This window comes from Vibrio sp. D54 (genome assembly GCF_021728075.1).
GTDB classification, from domain to species: Bacteria; Pseudomonadota; Gammaproteobacteria; order Enterobacterales; family Vibrionaceae; genus Vibrio; species Vibrio alginolyticus.
Genome location: NZ_JAKKCS010000022.1, coordinates 1 through 24,653, shown reverse-complemented (window position 1 = coordinate 24,653; position 24,653 = coordinate 1). Strand labels below are relative to the sequence as shown.

25 protein-coding genes are annotated in these 24,653 nt (G+C 47.5%); 8 read left to right on the top strand and 17 right to left on the bottom strand.

Annotation, left to right across the window (positions count from 1 at the left end; all coding sequences use genetic code 11):
* Position 1 precedes the first annotated feature (1 nt).
* From ilvD to ilvG, 4 genes are read right to left on the bottom strand one after another with little or no spacing between them, the layout of a single operon-like run.
* Positions 2 to 1,843 carry a dihydroxy-acid dehydratase gene (gene ilvD, locus L3V37_RS21485; RefSeq protein ID WP_017635601.1) on the bottom strand — a complete coding sequence of 614 codons (1,842 nt, stop codon included), beginning with the start codon at positions 1,841 to 1,843 and terminating at the stop codon, positions 2 to 4.
* Positions 1,844 to 1,856: 13 nt separating this feature from the next.
* On the bottom strand, positions 1,857 to 2,795 hold the full coding sequence (gene ilvE / locus L3V37_RS21480) for a branched-chain-amino-acid transaminase (protein ID WP_025768922.1): 939 nt from the start codon (positions 2,793 to 2,795) through the stop codon (positions 1,857 to 1,859).
* A 12-nt stretch (positions 2,796 to 2,807) separates the two neighbouring features.
* Positions 2,808 to 3,092, bottom strand: coding sequence for an acetolactate synthase 2 small subunit (gene ilvM, locus L3V37_RS21475; RefSeq protein ID WP_005378958.1), 285 nt, complete (start codon positions 3,090 to 3,092; stop codon positions 2,808 to 2,810).
* Between the two features lie 11 nt (positions 3,093 to 3,103).
* Positions 3,104 to 4,750, bottom strand: a complete 1,647-nt coding sequence (ilvG, locus tag L3V37_RS21470) for an acetolactate synthase 2 catalytic subunit (protein WP_005378960.1) — start codon at positions 4,748 to 4,750, stop codon at positions 3,104 to 3,106.
* A 464-nt stretch (positions 4,751 to 5,214) separates the two neighbouring features.
* Between ilvG and L3V37_RS21465 the strand changes: the two genes are divergently transcribed.
* Positions 5,215 to 6,738, top strand: coding sequence for a YifB family Mg chelatase-like AAA ATPase (locus L3V37_RS21465; RefSeq protein WP_237307074.1), 1,524 nt, complete (start codon positions 5,215 to 5,217; stop codon positions 6,736 to 6,738).
* Between the two features lie 58 nt (positions 6,739 to 6,796).
* Here L3V37_RS21465 and L3V37_RS21460 read toward each other — a convergent pair whose 3' ends face one another.
* Positions 6,797 to 7,753 (bottom strand): DUF2860 domain-containing protein, encoded by a 957-nt coding sequence (locus tag L3V37_RS21460; RefSeq protein WP_237307073.1) that lies wholly within the window; start codon positions 7,751 to 7,753, stop codon positions 6,797 to 6,799.
* A 149-nt stretch (positions 7,754 to 7,902) separates the two neighbouring features.
* Here L3V37_RS21460 and L3V37_RS21455 point away from each other — a divergent pair, with 149 nt between their 5' ends.
* Positions 7,903 to 8,781 carry an acyltransferase gene (locus L3V37_RS21455; protein ID WP_005383867.1) on the top strand — a complete coding sequence of 293 codons (879 nt, stop codon included), beginning with the start codon at positions 7,903 to 7,905 and terminating at the stop codon, positions 8,779 to 8,781.
* 46 nt (positions 8,782 to 8,827) lie between these two features.
* On the opposite strand, the gene L3V37_RS21450 is transcribed toward L3V37_RS21455, so the two are convergent.
* From L3V37_RS21450 to L3V37_RS21430, 5 genes are all read right to left on the bottom strand, one after another.
* Positions 8,828 to 9,430 (bottom strand): thiol:disulfide interchange protein DsbA/DsbL, encoded by a 603-nt coding sequence (locus L3V37_RS21450; protein ID WP_005379036.1) that lies wholly within the window; start codon positions 9,428 to 9,430, stop codon positions 8,828 to 8,830.
* 34 nt (positions 9,431 to 9,464) lie between these two features.
* The gene (locus tag L3V37_RS21445) at positions 9,465 to 10,451 is read right to left on the bottom strand and encodes a serine/threonine protein kinase (protein WP_237307072.1); all 987 of its coding nucleotides are present in this window, start codon (positions 10,449 to 10,451) and stop codon (positions 9,465 to 9,467) included.
* Positions 10,452 to 10,504: 53 nt separating this feature from the next.
* Positions 10,505 to 11,926 carry a cytochrome c oxidase accessory protein CcoG gene (gene ccoG / locus L3V37_RS21440; protein ID WP_005379038.1) on the bottom strand — a complete coding sequence of 474 codons (1,422 nt, stop codon included), beginning with the start codon at positions 11,924 to 11,926 and terminating at the stop codon, positions 10,505 to 10,507.
* 307 nt (positions 11,927 to 12,233) lie between these two features.
* Entirely contained in the window at positions 12,234 to 12,500 is a 267-nt protein-coding gene (locus L3V37_RS21435) for a YihD family protein (protein WP_017821571.1), read from the bottom strand.
* A gap of 166 nt (positions 12,501 to 12,666) precedes the next feature.
* Entirely contained in the window at positions 12,667 to 12,834 is a 168-nt protein-coding gene (locus tag L3V37_RS21430; protein WP_005379043.1) for a hypothetical protein, read from the bottom strand.
* Positions 12,835 to 13,130: 296 nt separating this feature from the next.
* On the opposite strand from L3V37_RS21430, the gene L3V37_RS21425 reads away from it, so the two are divergent.
* Both L3V37_RS21425 and L3V37_RS21420 read left to right on the top strand, forming a co-directional pair.
* Positions 13,131 to 13,937 carry a sporulation protein gene (locus L3V37_RS21425; RefSeq protein WP_005379045.1) on the top strand — a complete coding sequence of 269 codons (807 nt, stop codon included), beginning with the start codon at positions 13,131 to 13,133 and terminating at the stop codon, positions 13,935 to 13,937.
* 70 nt (positions 13,938 to 14,007) lie between these two features.
* Positions 14,008 to 14,661 carry a hemolysin III family protein gene (locus tag L3V37_RS21420; protein ID WP_025768918.1) on the top strand — a complete coding sequence of 218 codons (654 nt, stop codon included), beginning with the start codon at positions 14,008 to 14,010 and terminating at the stop codon, positions 14,659 to 14,661.
* Between the two features lie 33 nt (positions 14,662 to 14,694).
* On the opposite strand, the gene L3V37_RS21415 is transcribed toward L3V37_RS21420, so the two are convergent.
* The 6 genes from L3V37_RS21415 to def form a co-directional block, all read right to left on the bottom strand.
* Positions 14,695 to 15,279: a DUF3157 family protein gene (locus tag L3V37_RS21415; RefSeq protein ID WP_237307071.1), complete on the bottom strand. Its 585-nt coding sequence runs from the start codon at positions 15,277 to 15,279 to the stop codon at positions 14,695 to 14,697.
* Positions 15,280 to 15,305: 26 nt separating this feature from the next.
* Positions 15,306 to 16,751 carry a TrkH family potassium uptake protein gene (locus L3V37_RS21410; protein ID WP_017821575.1) on the bottom strand — a complete coding sequence of 482 codons (1,446 nt, stop codon included), beginning with the start codon at positions 16,749 to 16,751 and terminating at the stop codon, positions 15,306 to 15,308.
* Between the two features lie 9 nt (positions 16,752 to 16,760).
* Entirely contained in the window at positions 16,761 to 18,137 is a 1,377-nt protein-coding gene (gene trkA / locus L3V37_RS21405) for a Trk system potassium transporter TrkA (protein WP_005379062.1), read from the bottom strand.
* Positions 18,138 to 18,200: 63 nt separating this feature from the next.
* Positions 18,201 to 19,484, bottom strand: a complete 1,284-nt coding sequence (gene rsmB, locus L3V37_RS21400; RefSeq protein WP_237307070.1) for a 16S rRNA (cytosine(967)-C(5))-methyltransferase RsmB — start codon at positions 19,482 to 19,484, stop codon at positions 18,201 to 18,203.
* Positions 19,485 to 19,564: 80 nt separating this feature from the next.
* A complete protein-coding gene (gene fmt, locus L3V37_RS21395) occupies positions 19,565 to 20,512 on the bottom strand; it encodes a methionyl-tRNA formyltransferase (RefSeq protein ID WP_005379066.1) in 948 nt (315 codons plus the stop codon).
* Positions 20,513 to 20,545: 33 nt separating this feature from the next.
* The gene (gene def, locus L3V37_RS21390) at positions 20,546 to 21,064 is read right to left on the bottom strand and encodes a peptide deformylase (RefSeq protein ID WP_237307069.1); all 519 of its coding nucleotides are present in this window, start codon (positions 21,062 to 21,064) and stop codon (positions 20,546 to 20,548) included.
* 138 nt (positions 21,065 to 21,202) lie between these two features.
* Between def and L3V37_RS21385 the strand changes: the two genes are divergently transcribed.
* From L3V37_RS21385 to L3V37_RS21370, 4 genes are all read left to right on the top strand, one after another.
* Entirely contained in the window at positions 21,203 to 22,297 is a 1,095-nt protein-coding gene (locus tag L3V37_RS21385) for a LysM peptidoglycan-binding domain-containing protein (protein ID WP_237307067.1), read from the top strand.
* A complete protein-coding gene (gene dprA, locus L3V37_RS21380; protein WP_237307065.1) occupies positions 22,281 to 23,390 on the top strand; it encodes a DNA-processing protein DprA in 1,110 nt (369 codons plus the stop codon). The genes L3V37_RS21385 and dprA overlap by 17 nt, the downstream gene beginning before the upstream one ends.
* 2 nt (positions 23,391 to 23,392) lie before the next feature.
* Complete coding sequence (locus L3V37_RS21375) at positions 23,393 to 23,872, top strand: DUF494 family protein (RefSeq protein WP_005379074.1); 480 nt, start codon at positions 23,393 to 23,395, stop codon at positions 23,870 to 23,872.
* A 76-nt stretch (positions 23,873 to 23,948) separates the two neighbouring features.
* Positions 23,949 to 24,518, top strand: a complete 570-nt coding sequence (locus L3V37_RS21370) for a type I DNA topoisomerase (RefSeq protein ID WP_017821580.1) — start codon at positions 23,949 to 23,951, stop codon at positions 24,516 to 24,518.
* A gap of 42 nt (positions 24,519 to 24,560) precedes the next feature.
* Here L3V37_RS21370 and L3V37_RS21365 read toward each other — a convergent pair.
* On the bottom strand, positions 24,561 to 24,653 hold a 93-nt coding region (locus L3V37_RS21365; RefSeq protein ID WP_155489908.1), incomplete at its 5' end, for an integrase core domain-containing protein.

Sequence of the window (24,653 nt, the reverse complement as noted above, 5' to 3'; positions counted from 1 at the left end):
GCTAGCCCTCTAGCTTCGACTTGTCTCGTACTGCACCCTTGTCAGCACTGGTTGCCATACTCGCGTACGCTTTGAGTGCAAATGAAACTTCACGTTGGCGGTCAACTGGTTTCCAGCCTAGTTCGTCTTGTTTTGCACGGCGCTCAGCAAGTTCTTGTTCAGACACTTGGAGTGAAATTGAACGGTTTGGAATATCAATTGCGATCATATCGCCTTGTTTTACCAGACCAATTGCACCGCCGTTTGCTGCTTCAGGAGAGGCGTGGCCGATAGACAGACCTGATGTGCCGCCAGAGAAACGGCCGTCAGTCAGAAGTGCACACTCTTTGCCAAGGCCCATCGATTTTAGATAAGTGGTTGGGTAAAGCATTTCTTGCATGCCCGGACCACCTTTAGGGCCTTCGTAACGGATAACAACCACGTCGCCAGCTTTTACTTTGCCACCCAAGATGCCTTCTACGGCGTCTTCTTGGCTTTCAAATACCACAGCTGGACCAGTGAATTTATGAATGCTCTCATCCACACCAGCAGTCTTAACGATACAACCATCTAATGCGATGTTGCCTGATAGAACGGCTAGGCCACCTTCTTGGCTAAAGGCATGATCGATAGTACGAATACAACCTTCCGCACGGTCGTCATCAAGGCGATCCCAGCGGCAATCTTGTGAGAACGCTTGAGTAGTACGAATACCCGCAGGACCTGCGCGGTAGAACTTAAGTACTTCTTCGTCTTCAGTTTGGATGATGTCGTATTTCGCCAGCTGCTCTTTCATCGAAAGGCCAAGCACGGTGCGCGCATCATTGTGTAGAAGACCTGCACGATCTAACTCACCAAGAATCGCCATGACGCCACCTGCGCGGTGTACGTCTTCCATGTGATATTTCTGGGTAGATGGTGCCACTTTACATAGGTGTGGTACTTGACGTGATAGGCGATCGATATCTTCCATATCGAAATCCACTTCACCTTCTTGCGCCGCGGCAAGTAGGTGCAGAATGGTGTTGGTTGAACCGCCCATTGCGATGTCCAATGCCATTGCGTTTTCGAACGCATCAAACGTAGCGATGTTGCGCGGCAGTGCTGATTCGTCATCTTGCTCGTAGTAACGACGAGTCAGTTCAACGATACGACGGCCTGCATTAAGGAACAGTTGTTCACGGTCAGCGTGCGTTGCCAGCATAGAACCGTTGCCTGGTTGAGAAAGACCCAGTGCTTCCGTTAGACAGTTCATTGAGTTTGCAGTGAACATGCCTGAACACGATCCACACGTTGGACATGCGCTGCGTTCGATCTGCTCGCTTTGCTCATCAGACACTTTTGGATCCGCGCCTTGGATCATCGCATCTACAAGGTCTAGTTTGATGATCTGATCAGAAAGCTTGGTTTTACCCGCTTCCATTGGACCACCAGAAACAAAGATAACCGGGATGTTGAGACGCATAGATGCCATCAACATTCCCGGAGTGATTTTGTCACAGTTAGAGATACATACCATGGCATCGGCACAGTGCGCGTTGACCATGTACTCCACAGAGTCTGCGATCAGTTCGCGTGAAGGCAGTGAGTACAGCATGCCGCCGTGACCCATTGCGATACCATCATCAACCGCGATGGTGTTGAATTCTTTTGCGATGCCGCCGGCTTTTTCGATTTCACGCGCTACAAGCTGGCCCATGTCTTTCAGGTGTACGTGACCCGGAACAAATTGAGTAAACGAGTTTACAACGGCGATGATTGGTTTACCGAAGTCTTCTTCTTTCACACCCGTTGCACGCCACAGTGCTCGTGCACCCGCCATGTTACGACCATGTGTGGTGGTAGCTGATCTATATTTTGGCATTTCCTAATCCTTCTTACTTCTGTTCTGGGTACACATAGTCTAACCAGCCCCACTTATCTTCCGTGGTGCCGTCAAATAGGCCAAAGTAGGCTGCTTGTAGTTCTTTAGTGATAGGGCCGCGCTTACCAGTGCCCACTTCAATCTTGTCGATGGTTGCCACTGGTACAATCTCAGCCGCAGTACCTGTCATGAAGACTTCATCGGCAAGGTAAAGGGCTTCACGAGCAATGTTCGCCTCACGTACTTTGTAGCCTTTATCGCGTGCAATTGTCATGATCGAGTCACGAGTGATGCCCGGTAGAATCGCGCTAGTTGCTGGTGGTGTGGTGATTACGCCATCTTTGATAACGAAGATGTTTTCACCAGCCCCTTCCGATAGGTAACCATCTACGCTTAGCGCAATACCTTCGTCGTAACCGTGACGACGCGCTTCACCACCAACCAGTAGTGAAGATAGGTAGTTACCGCCTGCTTTAGCCGCAGTTGGGATGGTGTTTGGCGCAGCGCGGTTCCAGCTTGAAATCATCGCATCGACACCTTTTTCTAGCGCTTCTTCGCCTAAGTAAGAGCCCCAAGGAAATGCTGCAATGATTAGATCCATCTCAGTGCCAACTGGTGGACATACGCCTAAGCCAACATTACCGACAAAACCCAATGGACGAATGTAAGCGCTGTCGAGTTTGTTTTGGCGCAGTGTTTCGCGGGTCGCTTCCATGATTTCTTCTACAGAGAAAGGGATCGGAAAGCGGTAAATCTTGGCAGAATCTTTTAGACGTTGTGCATGCTCACGGTGACGGAAGACAATTGGGCCTTTTGGTGTGTTGTAACAGCGCACGCCTTCAAACACGGATGTACCATAGTGCATTGCGTGAGTCAGAACGTGAACGTTCGCCTCTGCCCATGGAACCATCTCACCATTAAACCAAATGAAATCTGCAGTTTTCGTTGCCATTTGTTGCCTTCCTTATGCACTTACGTGTTGTTGTAAGTTGTGATTTGGCAGTTCATCGTTGCGGATTTTTAGCACCTCAACCTTACGAACGTCCCACAACTTCTCTATTTGATTGATCAAAAACGAGATTGGTCGATCGCTGTCGACGATGATCTCGACGCTGGCTACTTTGCTTTCGTGGTTTTGCGTAGCAGCGACTTGTTTGATCACGAAGCCTCGGTGACGAATCACACGTAGAACGCGCTCCAACAGTACCGGTTTGTCATCGGCTTTGATGTCGAGTAAATATCTGTCCATGCGATTGTCTCCTATGTATTTTCCAACATATCACTGTTTGATGCGCCAGGTGGCACCAATGGCCACACGTTTTCTTCTTCATCAATCAAAACGTGAAGCATGTAAGAAGTTTCACTCGCTAGCATCTCTTTGAGAGCAGGTTCGACTTCTTCTTTCTTGGTGATGGTTTTGCCCGGGATATCGAACGCTTTTGCTAACATCACGAAATCTGGGTTGTCATCAAGAATGGTTTCACTGTGGCGACCGTCAAAGAACAATGACTGCCATTGGCGAACCATGCCAAGACGTTGGTTATTAAGAAGGACAATCTTCACTGGAATCTGACGACGCTTCAGCGTGCCCAATTCCTGAACGTTCATCATAAATGAACCGTCACCTGTAATAAGGATAGACTGATCATCAGGACGTGCGACTGCAGCACCCATCGCCGCTGGCAAGCCAAAGCCCATGGTGCCAAGGCCAGCAGAAGTGATGAAATTTTGTGGTTCGCGTGGCTGGATATGTTGCGCTGCCCACATCTGGTGCTGACCGACGTCGGTCGAGACAATTGAGCTATCTGGCATCATGTCAGACAGCTGTTTAAGCAATAGCGGTGCGTAGATTAACTCGCCCGGGTGGTCGTAACGCCACTTAAAGCCGCTGCGCAGACTTTCACTGTGATGAACCCACGGTGAGATATCTTGAGTCAGCTCTAGCTGAGGGAGAATGGTGTTGATGTCGCCACGTAATGGTGCGTTGGCGTGGCGCAGTTTATGAATCTCCGCAGCATCAATGTCGATGTGAATCACTTTCGCATTTGGTGCAAACGTATCGAGCTTACCCGTCACACGGTCATCAAAACGCGCGCCAACCACGATCAATAGATCGGCTTCTTGAACCACTAGGTTAGCGGCTTTGGTGCCGTGCATACCCAACATACCAAGATAGTGAGGATCATGGCGTTCAATGGTACCGAGGCCTTTTAATGTGCTAACTGCAGGCATTGGGTTTAAGCGAAGAAATTCGCGTACTGCATCGGTTGCTTTCGCAAGTTGCACGCCACCACCAACATACAACACTGGGCGAGTAGATGCTGCCAGCACATCTTGCGCACGTTTGATATCTTCAGCGCTGACATCTTCAATTGCTGGTGCTATGTATGGAGGAAGAAGGTCTGTAGGTGCTTGAGCGAGTTGAACGTCTTTGGCGATATCGACAATGACTGGACCCGGACGACCGGTTTTTGCGACCTCAAAGGCTTCGGCAAGTGTCGGAGCTAGATCTTCAATTTCGGTCACGAGATAGCTGTGCTTAGTACAGGCTAGGGACATTCCGATCACATCCATTTCTTGGAATGCATCGGTACCGATATGAGAGCTAGCAACCTGGCCTGTGATGGCAACTAGAGGTACGGAGTCAAGGAAAGCGTCGGCAAGGCCGGTAACAAGGTTAGTGGCTCCTGGGCCGGAAGTTGCCATGCACACAGCAACGTCTTGAGTAGAACGAGCCATCCCGATAGCTGCCATAGCGGCCCCTTGCTCGTGACGGCATAGGATGTGTTCCACCCCACCGTCATACAAAGCATCATAGATTGGCATGATGGCCCCGCCGGGGTAGCCAAAAACGGTTTCGATGCCTTGCTGTCTTAAAGCGGCTACGACAAGTTGTGCACCAGTCATCGTAAACCTCCTTTGCTACGTTGTGGCTCGTAGCGATTGCCATATTTATTGCACTTCATGTGCACTCCCATTCTTCCCGTTAAACTGTCCGAGGGTTAGACAGATGACAACTTGTAGTTGTAAAAAAACCCCCGGACTTTTCAGTGCGGGGGTTTTTTGTAATTTGTGGTTACCTTTCGCCCACAATACCCCGCGCGGTGCCAATAATGACCACGATAATCAGGGCTAGCAGTGCGTTGATATGAGCGAAAAGGTTCATCTGTCTGTCGTTCTTTTTTCGTTAAAAAATGTTGTGTAATGTTCTACGAAATTGTTTGCGTCATTAGTGGTATCACACAATTCCGCTGCATGACAAGCAAAAAGTCATTCTTTTTTCACATTAACTCTCAATTGGGACGCGGTATATAACATAACCAACTAGATAAAACATTTGTTTACAGAGTGTTCAAAAAATTGAGGAACGTATGGGGCTGGCAATCATTCATAGTCGAGCAAGCGTCGGGGTGCAAGCGCCATCGGTTAGTGTAGAAGTTCATATCAGCAACGGCATGCCAGGGTTTACCTTAGTAGGCTTGCCAGAGACAACGGTAAAAGAGTCCAAAGATCGCGTACGCAGTGCGATCATTAATTCTAACTTTCAATTTCCTGCTAAGCGGATCACCGTGAACTTGGCTCCGGCAGATCTACCCAAGGAGGGAGGGCGTTTTGATCTTCCTATTGCATTGGGAATTTTGGCCGCTTCGGAGCAAATCGCGACAGATAAGCTCAAAAACTACGAATTTGTTGGTGAGTTAGCGTTATCTGGTGGTCTGAGACCTGTAAAAGGTGTGCTGCCTGCTGCGCTGGAAGCCAGTAAGATTCACCGTCATTTGGTCGTCCCACATGTGAATGGCGATCAGGCGGCGCTGGTGGGGAAGGAACAACATAAATCGGCCCAATCATTACTGGAAGTATGTGCCGAGCTTTGTGGTCAACATCGACTGAATCTTTTTCAAACGCCTAAGCGAAAAACGATCGAAAAACATGGTCGAGACTTACAAGATATTATTGGCCAACAACAAGGTAAGCGAGCACTGGAGATTGCTGCCGCTGGAAACCACAACTTACTTTTCCTTGGCCCGCCAGGTACTGGAAAAACGATGTTGGCTTCGCGTTTGTGTGACTTATTACCGGAAATGAGTGACGAAGAAGCAATGGAAACCGCTTCGGTGGCATCGTTGACTCAGAGTGAAATTAATGAGCATAACTGGAAGTCGCGTCCGTTTCGTTCTCCGCATCATTCAAGTTCAATGGCGGCATTAGTCGGCGGTGGTTCGGTACCCAGACCAGGGGAGATCTCTTTAGCCCACAACGGGTTATTGTTTCTCGATGAAATGCCCGAATTTGATCGTAAAGTTCTGGACTCGTTACGCGAACCGCTCGAATCTGGCGAGATCATTATCTCTCGAGCGCAAGGTAAAACACGCTTTCCGGCTCGTTTCCAATTAGTTGGAGCATTGAACCCAAGCCCGACAGGATATTACGAAGGCAATCAAGCGCGCACCAATCCACAAGCTATTTTGCGCTACCTTGGTCGATTATCTGGACCACTGTTAGATCGCTTTGATATGTCTTTAGAAATCCCAGCTTTGCCCAAAGGGACATTAGCAGAAGGTGGTGATCGCGGTGAGCCGACTGCTATCGTAAAAGCGCGTGTGAGCCATGCGCGTAACAATATGCTAAACCGCAGTGGTAAGGTCAATGCACTGCTAGGTAGTCGAGAAATTGAGGCGTTTTGTCCCTTGCACAAGAGTGATGCTGAGTTTCTTGAAACCGCTTTGCACCGTTTAGGGCTCTCGATTCGTGCATATCATCGTATTATCAAAGTGGCGCGAACAATCGCCGATCTGGATGGGGCGGAGCAAATTGAACGAACGCACTTGGCCGAGGCGCTTGGGTATCGAGCGATGGACCGTTTACTGAAACAGCTTACGGCGCAAGCGGTATAGAGACATGCAAAATGTCATCGCAACAAGTGTTGTGAGCGCCTTGTTGCGATGAAGGACGTTAGAAGGTGTAGTTGAGACCAAGCGACAATAGGTACTCTTTCTCCTCATAAAACGTGATATTCGAGTCAGTTTGGCTATAGCCGGCTAAAGAAATGAACGACCAGTCTTGCCAGTCAAATACGTTTTGATATTCGTAGGCCGCAAATAGGCTGACGGTGTCGTCATTTCGTGTTTTAGCAAAAGTTTGGCTAGCGGCTTGATAGTCTTTCCATGCATAACCTGCGGTGAGGGCCAATCGATGGCGGTTGATAAATTTAAACCAGCTGATGTCAAACCCGTACGAATCAAATGATTCCGCCTTACCGTCGGCATCTTGATTGATGTAGGTGAAAGCGGGTTGCAACATAGACGTTTGGTTGAGTGGAATGCGATAGTCGCCTTTGACATAGTAAAGGTTAGCATCGCGAGCAAGTGAGCGGTCTGTCACTTCCTCCTGCTCGATGTCTTTATCAGCATAAGCAAGATCAAGGTTGAAGTTCTTATCAATCAACCCTTTGATCTGAAAGCGATACGCATTGCCGTCAACATCCGTCTCTTTACGTGCGGTTCCTACTTGATAAGGGTTGCGCCAAGTTTCGCCTTTGAGTACCGTCGGCAGATAGGAAACATCGAGCACGGTGCCAGATTGTAGCTCGTGTTGATAGCCCAACTGAAAAGCGAGTGTACCTACCGCGACATCGGAACGTGTGGTACCGGCGTAAACTTGGTGGTTGAGTCGGCTACCAAAGGTGTATGTCACACTCCCTAGCGGTGCAGCGATAACAGAACTGTCACTATCGGCACGCTTATTGAGAGAATCGATGGTGTTACTATTTTCTGTATTGAAATTGGATTCTGATGATATGAATCCGGCATTCAGCGAAATTTCACCGCCAAAACCTGCGGTTTCAGCGAGTTGAGCCTGAGCAGAACTGACGACAAAGGCCAAAGGCAAGAGAATTAGCCTTGGTTTCATTCGTTATCTCCTTATTGTCGAATGAGTGGTGCACATATTGGTTGCGGTAACAAATCTGACCATTCCCACGCATGTTCCAATGTGGCAAAGGCGCAGTATAATTACACGCTGTTTTATTCTTCACACATTATCACTGTTGTTTGACTATCATGTTGGCATATTTGTTATTTTTTTTTAACGCTTCTTTTGTGATTCTCAATTCTGCGGTTTGTTCACTCGCAATTTGTGTTATCGCTGTATTTAAAATATTGCTTCCTGGCGTAAAGCTAAAAGCGATAGCGACCGCTTGTGCCAATAAGGTGATGTGGTTATGGGCTACCGTTAATGCGTGCATTCTGGCGGTATCTAACCGTGTTGAGTGGGATGTTCAGGGCGGTGAAGCGCTTAAAAAAGACGGGTGGTATCTGCTGATCAGTAACCATCTCAGTTGGACAGATATTGTTGTGCTTTGCTGCGTGTTTAAAGACCGTATTCCCATGCCGAAGTTTTTCCTCAAGCAACAACTGCTGTATGTGCCTTTCATCGGGATGGCGTGTTGGGCGCTCGATATGCCATTTATGCGTCGCTATTCGCGAGAGTATCTGATCCGCAACCCTCATAAGCGAGGTCAAGATTTAGAAACGACACGTCGCTCGTGCGCTAAATTCAAACACACTCCAACCACAGTGGTTAACTATGTCGAAGGAACCCGATTTACCGAAGAAAAGCAGCGTAAGAGTAAAGCAAACTATCAATATTTGCTGCAACCAAAATCGGGCGGGATTGCGTACACGTTAGCGGCGATGGGGGAACAGTTCGAGAGCATTATCGACGTTACGTTGGCGTACCCAGAAAATACGCATAAACCGTTCAAGGATTTATTGATGGGTCGCATGGGCAAGGTGGTTGTGCGTGTGAATGTGTTACCCGTTGATGAACGAGTGCTCGGTGATTACTTCAACGATAAGCCCTATAAGCGGCAATTTCAGCAATGGCTGAGTGATGTGTGGCAAGAAAAAGATCGGTTACTACAAGAGATTTACAAGTAAACAAAAGGGGAGCGACGTGCTCCCCTTTTGATTGATATCGATGTGCTTATTTTAGTGTCAGCAAGTAGTTCACCAGAGAGAAGTACTCATCCATCGTTTTGATGCTTTGTGCTTGAACTAGGTATTTGTTGTTAACGATAACCGCAGGAACGCCGGTTAGACCGCTGTTTTCAAATTGCTTGTCCATACGGCGAACCATTGAATCAACCGCGAAGCCTTTGAATGCAGAATCGAATTTTTTCGCATCTACACCTTCATCAAGGAAGATTTGACGAAGTTCTTCATCATTACGTGGTGCTTTCTTTAGATTGTGGATGCGGTTAAACATCACTGGCACCATTTTGTCTTCCACTTTTAGTGCAACCATCGTTGCGTAGGCTTTGCTCATTGATGGGCCCATGTTGCCACCCATGAAAGAAACGTGGTTTTTTAATAGCTTAGTACCTTCTGGTAACTGCTTTTTCAGTTGCTGGATAACTGGTTCAAAGCTATTACAGTGCGGGCAGTAGAAAGAGAAAAACTCCGTCACAAGAGGTTTTTTTGATGCCTCAAGATCCAATACTTTGTAATGTTCACCTTCTTTGAATTGCGCTGCATGTGCCGACAGGCTTAACATCAGCATAGAAAACAGTGCGAACAGTTTTTTCATCGAAATATCTCCATTTTTGAATTTTTGGCCTGACTTACCATTGAGGCATTAAAGACAGCGGTGCTTCTTCTAAAGCGGCGATCTGCTCTTTAAATGCAAGGACCTGACCTTCCCAGTATTTTGGCTCATTAAACCATGGAAAAGCGAGAGGAAATGCAGGGTCATGCCAACGTTTTGCTAGCCATGCCATATAGTGCACCATTCGTAGACCGCGAAGTGGCTCGATTAGTTTCAATTCTGCAGGATTAAAGTCGCAAAACTCTTGGTAAGCCTCTAAAACAATATCCAACTGCATCAGTTTGTCTTGGCGTTCACCGTTCAGTAGCATCCATAAGTCTTGTACTGCAGGGCCGTTACGAGCGTCATCCAAATCAACAAACATAGGGCCATCTCGCCACAAAATATTGCCTGGGTGGCAATCGCCATGCAAACGAATCATATTGAAGCCTTCTTGCCAGTGGCTTTCAATTGATTTGATCAGCATATCCAAGTCATTGAAGAAGCTGTTCTCCAAGTGCATTGGAATCATATTGGCGTTTTGCAGAATCTCTCTTGGTTGATACAGGTATTCTTGTAAGCCGATCGTAGGGCGATGTTGGAAGGCTTGGTGGCTGCCGACTTTATGGATGCGGCCAAGGAAACGCCCTACACCTTCGAGCTGATCTAAATTGTCAACCTCGTATTGGCGACCACCCACGCTATCAAACAGCGCAAAAGCATAGCCTTGATAGTGATGCAGGGTTTCACCGTTGATGCGCACAGGTGGTGCGACGGGGATCTCATTGCCAATCAGCTCTAAAGTAAAGTCGTGTTCCTCTTGGATCTGTTCATTGCTCCAACGTTCAGGACGGTAAAACTTGACGACATAACGACGACGCTCTTCGTCAGTGAATTGATAAACACGGTTTTCGTAGCTATTGAGGGGAAGAAAGCCTGATTCTGCGCGAACGCCGATGCTTTCTAACGCGTACCACATAAAGTCTGGGGTAAGGGCGTCAAAGTTAAACATACTTTGGGACATATAAACAAAAAGGCTCATTACTGAGCCTTTTTCCGTTAGTCACTGAAGTAGCGCTATAGTTTTTTAATAAAACGGCTTTCTACTTCAATAGTGAATTCGTTGCTCTTATCGGTGAGTATAAACTGAATTGTCGTAATCGCAGAGTTTAGCTTGTCAGGATCGGCACCAAGACTCATTGGCAGGTTCAATACCTCACCTGGCTGGACCTGAATTGTCTGCTTACCATACCAGCTTACATCGGATAGCCCTTCAACATCCAACGAGTACTCTTGCACTTGCTGAGTTTTGTTGATCACCTTGAGGGTGTAGGTGTTTTCTACTTCTCCCGAGCTATTAACGCGGAACAGTTGGTTACGGTCGCGAATAACACTCATGCCGGCTGGGTCTACCGCTGCAATTTGGGCAAAGAAAAGACCGACCATGACGAGTAGTACGGCACCATAGCCTAGCAGCTTCGGACGCATGACTTTGGTACTCTTACCCGATAAGCGATGCTCGGTGGTGTAACTAATTAGGCCTTTCTCGTAGCCCATGCGATCCATGGTGTTGTCACACGCATCAATACAGGCGCCACAGTTGATACATTCATACTGCAAGCCGTCACGAATATCGATACCTGTTGGGCACACCTGCACACACAAATCACAATCAATACAATCACCCAAACCAAGTTGCTTTGGATCGGCTTTACGCGGACGTGGGCCACGTTTTTCCCCACGTTTTGCATCGTAGCCAACGATGAAGGTGTCTTTATCAAACATGGCAGACTGGAAGCGCGCGTAAGGACACATGTGAATACACATGATGGAACGCATCCAACCAGCATTACCATAGGTACAAATGGCAAAGAACATTACCCAAAAGACGGGCCAAAAGTTGGCGTTAAAGGTGAAAAAGTCGATAACCAATTGCTTCATTGGTACGAAGTAGCCAACAAAAGTAAAACCAGTGGCGAGTGCAATGGCAAACCAAGCTATATGTTTGACGGCTTTACGCATCGCTAAATTCGCCGTCAGCTTATTGGAGTCTTGTTTGCGGCGTTTATTGGCACTACCTTCCAGCTTCTCTTCAAACCAGATATACATGAAGGTCCAGACGGTTTGTGGGCAGAGATAGCCACACCAAACCCGACCTAAGAAGGTGGTAATAAAGAACAACCCAAACGCCGCGATCACAAACAGCAAGGCGAGTAGGGTAAGATCTTGTGGGTACAGTGTAGTACCGAAAAAGTTGAACTGCTGGTTGCCAATATCAAGCAAGATCGCTTGACGTTCACCGTAAGGAATCCACGGTATCAAAGCGAAGAGAAGTAGTAAGAACCAACCACCGTAACGACGTAGTTTCTGGTAAGTTCCTTTACTTTCGCGTACATAGATGCGATTACTTGGGTTGAACCGATCCCCGTTTCCTTTATGGGTTTTGGGATTATAGGTTTTAGGAGTCACATCTTTGATATCGATCTTGTCCTGACTCATGCACTCATCCTTCTTAGGCTTTTATAATGTACGGCGTCATTTCTATTGATGTCGCTCGATGACATTGCTGCTCGTTCCGTCATAAAGATGACCGAACATAATTATTTTAGTAAATACTGATGAACGGCGATTATACAATCAATAACAATTCCGTTTCTTTAACGCAGTCAATGTTTAACAACAAAAATCAGTACAGTTAACCTGATAATTGGCTGAACAGTTATAACCAATTGTGGGACTAAAAACTTTGGTTATAAAAAGCGACTCACAGAGAGAGTCGCTTAAAGAATACTGGCTGTTGAGCTGGTTATTTGATGATGCCACGAGCGCGTAGGATCGCCGTTTTAAAATCGTCCTCTTGGTCTTTTTTGAGTCCAGGGATCATTTCATCTTTGCTGCTATTACGCATTTTAAGGTGGTAGATCAGTACATCGTCGGTCAGATCTTCTAGCTTTCCTTCATAGCCAGCTTCTTTTGCTAGCTTAACGATGAACTGCAATAGGTTCAGCTCCTGATCTTTATGCCATTCAGGCTCTAGTAGCTCAAGCAGCTCTTCAATGCGATGACACTTCATTTCTTTCTCCACAGAATTTATAGGTGTAATTAGCAGTAAAGGTACCAAATTGCTTTGCTAAGACCAAATAGGAAAAACGATCTCTTTCACCGAGGTTTATTCTAAGTCTTTGAAGTTTTATGAGTTGCGTGCAAAGAAAAAAGCGCAGCTGGCGCCGCGCTTTTGATTAAGCTGCTTTGATAACTTTGGCCGGAACACTCGACATCATTGCTGTCTTCTCAACCAATGTCATTGCTGGCGCAACTTGCTTTGCCTTTGGTGCAGTAGTAAAGCCACTGCGGCGGCGCATTGCACTAGTATTAGTGTGTGCGAACCTGACTGTTGTTGGGCGCATTAATTTACCTAACTGTCAGGCATATCCATTGCCGATGTAATGGCCTGAATCATTATGAGCTAGGCTCCAACAAGATTGAAGAATCACTCTTCTGGCTCTCGCCAATCCAGTTAATGAGTCAGGAATACCGATATGCATGCATATCAAGTGTAAGATTAGCATCCTTGTAATAATTGGTCGATAGTTGAGCAATTGAATTGTTTAGATTTTGTCATTTTGTCGCGATGTTCGAGGCAATTTTTGTTTGATCCCACGATCAGCAGTAGTAGTATGAGATCTCGATGAAGGAGGTGCCTATGTCATTTTTGAAGAAGACACTTGCCAGTTTTGGGATTGGGAGCGCGAAGGTAGACTCAATCTTAAACCAAGACGTGCTATACCCAGGTCAAAGTGTGGATGTGTCGATCCATGTATATGGTGGTGCGACTGAACAAGCGATCGACAACATTGATTTAAAACTCTGTTGCCGCTACATCGCAGAAGCCCCTGATGACCGTGGTGCGCGAGAAGGACACAGCATGCGCCGAGTACCTCAAACTCATGTGCTTGCTAAGTGGAGTCTCCCTTACGCATTTACCATCCATTCCGGCGAAGAGCGTACCTTCGATGTTAAGCTCGATGTGCCTTGGAACACGCCTGTCACCATTGGTGATGCCAAAGTATGGTTAGAAACCGGCTTAGACGTTGCCGCTGCTTTGGATCCGACTGATAAAGACATCCTCACCGTTCGACCTGATCCACTGATGGATGCGGTACTATCTGCATTTGAAGCGCAAGGTTTACGAATTCGCCAGGTGGAATGCGAGGAAGTGAAAGGATTCGATCTACCATTTGTGCAAGAGTTTGAACTGGTGCCAACCGACGGACCTTACCACGGCGTGTGGCGCGAATTAGAATTTGTTGCCCACCGAAGTGAGCAAGAACTCAAGTTATGGTTTGAAGTTGACCGCACACGCAAGGGGCAAGGTGGCATGCTCGCGAGCTTACTGGGTAGTGGCAAACTCAAGCGAGAGCTGACCATCCCTGCCACGACTAAGCCAGATCAAGTTGGCGAACTGGTACTCAATTATCTCGATCAAACTACTGCCGTTCATGAGTCTTAATTTAAGCTTACACGTGTAAGCCTAATGTGCCATACTAGAGCAAATTTCAAACTCTAGTATAGGCGCATTGATGTCCGAGCTGCAGAAACCTCAATACAGTCAACGTGAAGAACTGGCCAATACCATCACCCACGGTATAGGGATGATTTTTGGTATTGTTGGCTTGATACTGCTGTTAGTTAAAGCCATAGACCATCAAGCTGACACTTTAACGCTTACCAGTATGGCGATTTATGGTGCGAGTATTATCGTGCTATTTTTGGCCTCGACGCTCTATCATGCGATCCCTCATCCCAAAGCGAAACGTTGGCTAAAAACCTTCGACCACTGTGCTATTTATCTTTTGATAGCAGGCAGCTATACCCCTTTCTTGTTAGTCAGCTTAAGAACACCTCTAGCATTTGGGTTGATGATCGTTATTTGGAGCATTGCGTTGATCGGCATCATCATGAAAGTTGCGTTCGTCTATCGATTTAAAAAGCTTTCTTTGATGACGTATTTAGTGATGGGATGGTTATCGTTGATTGTGATTTATCAGTTGGCGATCAACTTGGACGTCGGCGGACTTACACTGCTTGCTGCTGGTGGAGTTGTGTATTCACTGGGCGTGATTTTCTACGTTGCGAAGCGCATTCCCTTTAACCATGCGATTTGGCACGGCTTTGTTTTGGCTGGCTGCGTGTGCCATTTCTTTGCGATTTATTACTTTGTTGAGCCTATCTAGCCGATAGGCTCAACAAAGAATATTAAACACGTATTAGCGAGTTTTTACCTCTAGTACTTTGGCAGAAAACTGGTATTGCTGTGATTGCGGTACAGCCAATTTAATGCTCTTACCTTGTTCCGCTTGCTGTGGTCGCAGGTAGGTATCCGCCATGCGCTTGATGGATTGCCAAACCGTCACGTTTTCTTTTGCCAGTTGCTGACCAGGCATATCAAACACTTGCACCTCAACTTCCACTTGAATGACAGATTGAGAGCTTTGGTTAGTGATTGATGTAGGCAAAATAAGCTCACCGCTTTGATAGCTTGCTGAACCAATCAATACATCCACACCTGAATCTGATAGCTGCATGGTTGGCTTTTTGGCGTTTACCACCACGGTCGTGCCAACGGTTTTCGTTACCACTGGAATTGTCGCAATCGCAGGAGCTGCGATTGTTTCAACTACGCTTGCTGTTGTTTGTGTCTCCGTCGCTTGCTGCGCCGGTTTTTTCATGACGTATTCCCAGGTAAAGTCATCGTTCAACTTCACTTCTCGACCATCGGCTAAAGTGATGACCTCGGCGGCGTATGTGGATGAGGCGGCAAGTAGGGTCGCCAGAGTAATCCATGTTTTCATTGTTATACCTTTTAATTAGAGTCTGCTTAGCGGCGCCAAAACGCAGGAAAGAACAGTACAAGAATAGTCAGAATTTCCAAGCGGCCCATTAACATCCCAAAGCTTAAGAGCCATTTGGCAGTATCGGGCAGAGGCGCGAAGTTGCCTGTTGGGCCAATCACACTGCCCATACCAGGGCCAACATTGGCAACGGCGGTGATTGAGCCAGAAATACTGGTCACAGGGTCGAGGCCTAGTGCACTTAAACAACCCGCGATAAAGATAATAGTGATAAAAAACATCAAGCCAAATGCCACCACTGAGCGAACAATATCATCATTCACCGGTCGCTGGTTATAACGCTGTACAAACACCCCAGAAGGGTGAATCAACTTCATCATTTGTTTGTTTAGCAGCGTCATTGCAATTTGGAAGCGGAAGATTTTGATCCCGCCAGACGTTGATCCTGAGCATGCTCCCGCCATCATTAAGAATGCGAAAAGAGTAGTGGGTAATGCGCCCCATGCGGTGAAGTCTTCTAAGCCAAAGCCAGTTGTGGTGACGACAGAGACAATATTAAACATCGACACTCGCAGGGCATCCAAAATGGTGTACCCATCTCGAATCACTAGCCAAGCTGAAATCACTAAGCTTGAGAATACGAACAGGTACGCAAATCCTCTAACTTGAGCGTCGTTAACCAACACATCAATACGGCGTTTACGTAATGCGGCGATAAAGAGCAAAAACGGCAAACCACCTAAGAACATAAAGGTAGTGGCCACCCAATGTGCGCCATTAGAGAAGTGGTTCATTGACCCATCAGATGTAGAGTATCCACCCGTCGATAGCGTAGTAAAGGCATGGTTGATTGCTTCGAACAGGTTCATGCCGGTGATCAAGTAGCCCAAAATACATAGGCCTGTTAGCATCAAATAAACCGCTACGATGTTTTTGGCGACCGTTTTCGCTCTTGGACTACTTTTATCCGACCAATCTGATGATTCGGTTTGGAATAGCTTCATACCACCGACATTCAGCATAGGTAGCACTGCTACCGCCATCACGATAAAACCAATGCCACCAAGCCACTGTAAAATAGAGCGCCACAACAATATGCTCGGCGCCATGTTGTCTAGGCCACTGAGCACCGTTGAGCCCGTCGTGGTGATACCCGACATCGTTTCGAAGTAGGCGTCGGTGAAGCTGATGTGGTTGATAAACACAAATGGCAAAGCGGCAAACGCACTCGCGATGGTCCAAACCAAACTGGTGATGAGGAACATATCGCGTACGCTGAGTTTGAACTTGGCGGTTCGACCTATCGTTAGGCAGATGAAGGCGGCAAGGTGCGTGATCACAACGGCTTGGGCGAAATCGAGGAATCCCCCCGTACCGGTAAAGAAAGCGACCAAAGTCGGCACGTACATAAACAGGGCCAGTTTGGATAAAACTAGCCCGATAACAAACAGTACGGGACGTAAGTTGACCATAGGAAAATCCTAGAGGAAGAATGGACTCGGCTGGAATAGCGCTTCGACGTCTGATACGTATTTTTTGTTGACCAGGAACATCACCACATGGTCATCCTGCTCGATGACCGTACGGTCGTGGGCAATAAGAACTTCTTCGCCACGAACGATAGCACCAATGGTGGTCCCAGGTGGAAGTTTTATATCTCCAATTGCACGTCCAACCACTTTAGATGTACTTTCATCACCGTGAGCGACGGCTTCAATCGCTTCCGCAGCACCGCGGCGAAGTGAGGACACGTTTACGATATCAGCGCGACGAACGTGCGTTAGCAAGGCTGAAATAGTGGCTTGCTGAGGTGAGATTGCTACATCAATTACGCCGCCTTGTACCAGGTCTACATAAGCGCCACGTTGGATCAGCACCATCACTTTTTTAGCGCCCATGCGTTTTGCCAACATTGCAGACATGATGTTGGTTTCATCTTCGTTGGTCAGCGCGATGAAGACGTCGACTTGGTCGATGTTCTCTTCCGAGAGAAGCTCTTGGTCTGCCGCATCACCGCAGAACACGATGGTGTTTTCTAGTTGCTCAGAGAGCTTTTCTGCACGCTGGTAGTTACGCTCAATCAGCTTCACGCTGTAAGTTTGCTCTAGGCGTTTTGCCAAGCTTGCGCCGATGTTACCCCCGCCAACAATCATGATGCGGCGGTACGGTTTTTCTAGGCGCTGAAGCTCACTCATCACTGAGCGAATATGATTACTTGCTGCAACGAAGAACACTTCATCGTCGGCTTCAATGATGGTGGTACCTTGTGGGCGAATCGGACGGCCTTGACGGAAAATCGCCGCCACACGGGTATCGATGTGCGGCATGTGCTCACGCAAAGCAGACAGCGCGTTACCCACCAACGGGCCACCATAGTAGGCTTTCACCGCCACTAGGCTGACTTTCTGTTCAGCAAAGCTCACCACTTGCAGCGCGCCTGGGTATTGGATCAGACGTTCGATGTAGCTCGTGACGAGTTCTTCTGGTGCGATAAGGTGATCAACAGGAATAGCACCAGATTTAAACAGGGCTTCTTTTTCGGCCAGATATTCTGGAGAGCGAATACGCGCAACGCGGTTTGGGGTATTGAATAGAGTGAACGCGACCTGACAGGCGGCCATGTTGGTTTCATCAGTGTTGGTTACTGCGACGAGCATATCAGCGTCTTGCGCGCCAGCTTCGTGTAGCACGTCTGGATGGCTCGCATGGCCATTGACCACACGTAGGTCGTATTTGTCCTGCAATTCACGCAGTCGGTCGGCATTATTGTCGACGATGGTGATGTCGTTGTTTTCACCCACTAGGTTTTCTGCTAGTGTGCCGCCAACCTGACCTGCACCAAGAATAATGATCTTCATACTCTTTTCTCGTATCTGAAAAAGGCGATTGAAATCACTTCAATCGCCCTATTTAGCATGCTGTTACGCGTGTGTTTTAGTTAGCACTGCGTAGTAGAAACCATCCATATCTTCTTCGCCTGGTAGAATTTGACGACCAGGCTGGTCGGGATCAGAATCCAGCAGTTGCGCATCCGCGGTACGTGCTAAAAACGCTTTTACTTGCTCCACGTTTTCTTGCGGTGTGATTGAACAAGTCGCGTAAACCATGGTGCCGCCGGGCTTCAGTTGCGTCCACATGGCATCAAAAATTTCACTTTGCAGCTCTGCTAATGCGGTGATGTCGTCTGCACGACGTAGCCATTTGATGTCTGGGTGACGACGAATCACGCCAGTCGCAGAACATGGGGCATCCAGCAAAATGCGATCAAATTGCTCGCCTTGCCACCATTCTTGTGGATTACGCGCATCACCGCAAACCACTTTTGCCTGAAGGTTGAGACGCTTCAGGTTTTCATGCACACGTTTCAAGCGTGTGTCGTCGCAGTCAATCGCGACCACTTCACTGCCTGACGTGCGCTCTAGAATGTGCACCGTCTTGCCACCTGGCGCTGCACAGCAATCTAAAATCAGTTCGCCGTCTTGTGGTTTTAGATAGTTGATCGAGAGCTGCGCCGCCGCATCTTGGACCGAAACCCAACCTTTTTCAAAACCAGGTAGCTTCATCACGTCACATGGTGCGGCCAATTTTATGGCGTCCATTGCTTCTGTGTGTGGCGTGCTATCAATGTTTTCATTTTTGAGCAGCGCAAGGTATTCATCACGAGTGTGGTGTTGATGGTTCACACGCAGCCACATTGGTGCTTTTTGGTTGTTCGCTTCAACAATGCTTTCCCATTGCTGTGGGTAGGCCTCTTGCAGCAGTTTTAGTAACCAGCTTGGGTGACCGTACTTGCCAGCGTTGTTGCTGACGGCCATTTGGTCGAGTTCTTCTTGGTTGCGCTGGTAGTTACGCAATACCGCGTTAATCAAACCACGCAGACGAGGACCTTTCAGCTCTTTAGTGCCTTCAACCGTTTCACCGACAGCTGCGTGCGCAGGAATGCGCATGAAGCTCAGTTGGTAAATACCAACCAGAATTAGGTGATGGAATACACGTTGTTTGCCTTTTAGCGGCTTATCCATCAATTGGTTTGCGATCATTTCTAGGCGAGGGAGGTAACGTAGCGCACCGTAACAGATCTCTTGTAACAGAGCGTGGTCACGAGGTCGTACCGTTTGTTGAGCCGCTGGAAGAGCGCTTGAAAGTGAGTGGCCCTTGTCGACGACAAGATACAGGACGTTAGCAGCCGCAGCGCGAACATTCATGATGAGTACCTTAAAGTAAAGGAGGGCATCTCTGCCCTCTAAAAGTTCGTATAATCGGGGATAATAACCCCTAGTATGGCTTAAACCAGCAGAGTGCCAACTTCAAACCAAGCCGCACGCGAATTCAGAATATCCTGAACTGACATGGCTTTTTTGCCAGGAACTTGCAGTTGCTCTAGCACCAGTACGCCGTTGCCTGTCGCAACATAAATACCGGTTTTATCTGCTTGTACGATGGTGCCGGCTGGCTTGTCACTGGTTTGCTCTGCCACACGGCTTTGCCATACTTTGATGCTGTTTTCTGCCGCCTCAAAGTGGCTCATTGGCCATGGGTTAAATGCACGAACGCAGCGCTCAATGTGCGCCGCATCGTCGTTCCAGTTGATGCGTGCTTCTTCTTTGCTGAGCTTTTTCGCATAGTTCGCTAGCTCATCGTCTTGCTTCACTGGCACTGCTTTACCCGCAGCAATGTCTACTAGGCAGTCAATCAGGGCTTCTGGACCAAGCTCAGCCAATTTTTCGTACATTGAAGCGCTGGTATCTGTCGCTTCGATTGGCAGAGTTGCAATCTTCAGCATATCACCAGTGTCGAGACCGATGTCCATCTGCATGATGGTCACGCCAGTTTCTGCATCGCCCGCCCAAATAGAGCGTTGGATTGGAGCCGCACCACGCCAACGAGGTAGGATAGAACCATGTACGTTGATACAACCCAGTTTAGGTGTATCAAGAACCGCTTGTGGCAGCAGCATACCGTACGCCACGACAACCATGAGGTCGGCGTTCAGATCGGCAAGTTCTTGTTTCGCTTCGTCGGACTTAAAGCTTTCAGGTTGGTAAACCGGGATATTGTGTTCTAGCGCCAGTTGTTTTACCGGTGGCGCAGCCAATTTTTTGCCACGACCCGCTGGACGATCTGGGTTTGTGTAAACCGCGATGACTTCATGCTCCGAAGACAACAACGCCGCCAAGTGACGGGCGGCGAAATCCGGAGTACCTGCAAAGACAATTCGTAAAGACTGACTCAAGGTAGACTTCCTTCTAATTGGTATGGTTCGAGATTAAGCGTTTTGCTGCTTCTCGTTAAAGCGTTTGATTTTCGCTAGCTTGTCCTGAATGCGTTTGCGTTTCAGTGGCGATAGGTAATCCACGAACAGCTTACCTTGTAAGTGATCAAGCTCGTGTTGAACACAAATCGCTAGCAGGTCGTCGGCTTCAAAGGTGAACTCTTTGCCATCACGATCCAGTGCTTTAACGGTAACTTCTGCAGCGCGAGGCACAAGTGCGCGCGCACCTGGTACCGACAGACAGCCTTCTTCGATGCCATCTTCGCCACGCTTTTCCAGAATCTCAGGGTTGATTAGCACCATCGGCTCATCGCGAGTTTCTGAAATATCAATCACTACGATACGTTTGTGGATATCAACCTGCGTTGCAGCAAGGCCAATACCTTCTTCGTCGTACATGGTTTCAATCATGCCATCGACGATTTTTTGAATCTCAGGTGTCACCGCTTCAACAGGCTTTGCGACTGTGCGCAGGCGATCATCCGGGAATGTTAATACTTGTAATACAGACATATTCACTCGAAATATTGAACTGTGCCGAAACAGCACAAACCTTGTTGGCTCAATTCTAGACATTTTATAGCCTAAATGACAGCATCCTTGCACCAATTTCCATTCTGGTTCCTGCTTAATAGATCAAGGACGAGGGTCATGAATCGAACTTTCCGCAACGTTGCCAGTGTTACGTTGCCGTTACTTTTCTCTTTCAACGCTGTAGCAAATGTGGATGCGAACCCACTGACTGTTAAAGATGATGCGCCACAAACATATGTAGTTGTGAAGGGCGATACGCTATGGGATATTTCGGCCATGTACTTGGATAGCCCGTGGTTGTGGCCTCGTTTATGGCAAGTAAACCCGGAAATCGATAACCCTCATTTAATTTATCCCGGAGACAAGCTGTCTTTGGTGTGGATTAACGGTCAGCCCGTGTTGAGCCTAAAACCGGTTAAGAAGCTGAGCCCGAAAGCTCGCATCACAGAAAAGAAAGCCGTACCAACGGTCGCGGAAGGTTTGGTGATGCCTTACCTCAAATCGGATCGGTTGCTAGATAAAGATTCGTTGAACAATGCTGCAAAAGTGATGGGTAGCAGCAAAGGCAGTAAGTATCTGACTGCAGAAGATGTGCTGTATATCAATGGCAATCAGACCGCGACAGGTTGGGCTATTTACCGACCAGTAGCTACCTTTTCGCGTGACGATGTGTCCGAAGAGATTACCGCGCTGCGTTTGATTGCCAAAGGCGAGCTCGTTGAAGCTTCGAGTGATTATTCAGGTTTGAAGCTTACATCGCAAATGCAAGAAATCCTACGTAACGATATCGCGTTGCCAAATCAATCGGTTGAGAATACTGACTTCACGACTACGTTCTATCCGCTGCCGTCGCCACAAGGCAGTTCTGCAAAGTTGCTAGGTAATATCGAAGGCATTCGCTTTAGTTCAACTAACCAAGTCGTGGTGATTGATAAAGGCACGTCAGACAATCTGAAGCAAGGCAGTGTGTTTGATTTAAAAGAAGACGCGCACCCAGTTTACAAAGAGGGCGATGAGTTCAAGAAAGAGTTTGGCGTGCTTGATAAGAAAATTACTTTGCCTCAAAGCAAAGTTGGTGAGTTGCTGGTCATTCGTCCTTATGAGTACTTTAGCTTGGCACTGATCACTAACAGTACGAAACCCATTAACCAAGATATTTCGGTGATGTCACCGTTGGCGGACGAATTAACCATCGATGAATCGACGAAATAACGATGATCTCGCTGCCTGGTTAAAACTGAGTTGTTTACCAGGCATTGGCGGCGTCAAAATGAATAAGCTACTGGCAAGAGACACGCCACGTAACATCGTAAACTTCTCTCCTGAACAGCTACAACAACTTGGGTTAACAACTAAGCAAATTCAAGCTTGGGCTTCAACAGATAAAGAAGTCGATGCTTGTTTAAGCTGGCTTGAAGCTTCTACAAATCATCATATCCTGACACTGACTGACCCGCATTATCCACCTCAACTCAAACAAATCGTTGCGCCGCCACCTCTACTTTTTGTTCAAGGAAACTCTACTTGTCTTTCTCTGCCACAAATCGCGATGGTTGGCAGCCGAAATGCGAGTATTGATGGATTACAGCATGCACGTCAGTTTGCTGCAGAGTTTGTTCAGCACGATTTTATTGTCACCAGTGGTCTCGCTTTAGGCATTGATGGTCATGCGCATGATGGTGCGTTGCAAGCGGGTGGTAAGACGATTGCGGTGCTAGGATCTGGCTTAGCAAATATTTATCCGGCACGTCATCGTGGTTTAGCGCAACGTGTTATTGAACATGGGGCTTTGGTGTCTGAGTTTCGGCCTAATGCCAAGCCGCGCCCAGAAAACTTCCCGCGTCGTAATCGTATTATTAGTGGATTATCGCTTGGTGTACTGGTCGTCGAGGCGGCGAAAAAGAGCGGCTCGTTAATTACAGCTCGTTACGCGCTTGAGCAAGGTCGAGAAGTATTTGCGCTGCCAGCGTCAATCAATGCCCCCAATGCCTGCGGTGGAAACCAGTTGATACGTCATGGCGCTTGCCTCGTAGAAAAGACGAAAGATGTCTTAGATGAAATACAGTCCTTGCTTGATTGGTCTATTAATCAGAGTACCGATTTATTTTCTACGTTAAATGATGAAGAAGAATTGCCATTTCCTCAGCTGTTAGCTAACGTAGGAAGTGAAGCTACACCGGTTGATATTCTTGCAAACAGGACCAATATACCTGTCCAAGAAGTCATGATGCAGCTCTTAGAGTTAGAACTCTCTGGGCATGTCGTTGCGGTTTCAGGTGGCTATATTCGAAAGGGGAGGGGCTAGCTATGATGATGGATATACTGATGTATCTATTCGAAACCTACATCCATAGCGATGCAGAGTTACAGGTCGAACAAGACGAGTTGGAAGAAGAGTTGCTTCGTGCAGGCTTCCAACAAAAAGATATCTACAAAGCCCTTGTCTGGTTAGAAGAGCTTGCCGCATTGCAGCAAAGTGACACCTCTTCTGCAATCTCGACTTGCATGGCTTCGTCATCAACTCGTATCTACACAGCGAAAGAGATGCAGCGTTTAGATTTGGAATGCCGAGGATTTCTATTGTTTCTCGAGCAAATCAATGTGTTAACCACAGAAACTCGCGAAATGGTGATTGACCGAGTGATGGGATTAGAAACGAGTGAGTTTGAGCTTGAAGACCTCAAATGGATCATTCTGATGGTGCTGTTTAATGTGCCTGGCAACGAAAACGCTTACACGCTAATGGAAGAGCTGTTGTACACCAAGGAACAAGGGATTCTTCACTAACCATCTGGGCAAGTTCGAGTTTAGCCAGAATAAACGCGAGCTTGTCTTTTTGTGTGTTTTTCACGAAACGGTAAGTATGAGTAGTAAAATCGACAACACCCTTTTCTCTGCCCATGAACACGCTTTGGAGCACGAGCCGTGTCCAAAATGTGGTGGTGAGCTGACTCTCAAGCACGGAAAACATGGCCCATTTCTCGGCTGTAACCATTACCCAAGCTGTGATTACATTAAACCGCTACACAGCAATGATGGTCACATCGTGAAAGAGTTGGGTGTGCCTTGTCCTGAGTGTGGCAATGAGTTGGTTCTCCGCCAAGGGCGCTACGGTATGTTCGTTGGTTGTAGCCATTACCCGGCTTGTCATCATATTGAGTCGATTAATCAACCAGAGCCAGAGGCGCAGTCACAAGAGCAACACGCTTGCCCTGAATGTGGCAAAGGACATTTGGTTGAGCGTAAAACCCGATTTGGCAAAACATTCTACGCGTGTGATAACTACCCTAAATGCAAATTTGCTGTGAACCTTGCTCCGGTCAAGGGGCGATGCGAAGAATGTGGTTTTACTTTGTTGGTGGAGAAGAAACTCGCCAGTGGTGTGAAATTGCAATGTGCCAACCGTAAGTGCCAGCACACCCAACAAGGGTAAATACATCAATGACCCGTCCTGATATGGGTTGACACTTTTTAACTAAAACGCTCGATGTACTTCATCGGGCGTTTTGTATTTTAAAGCCGTATGAGGCCTCATTTGATTATAGATATCTACGGACTCTGCTACCAT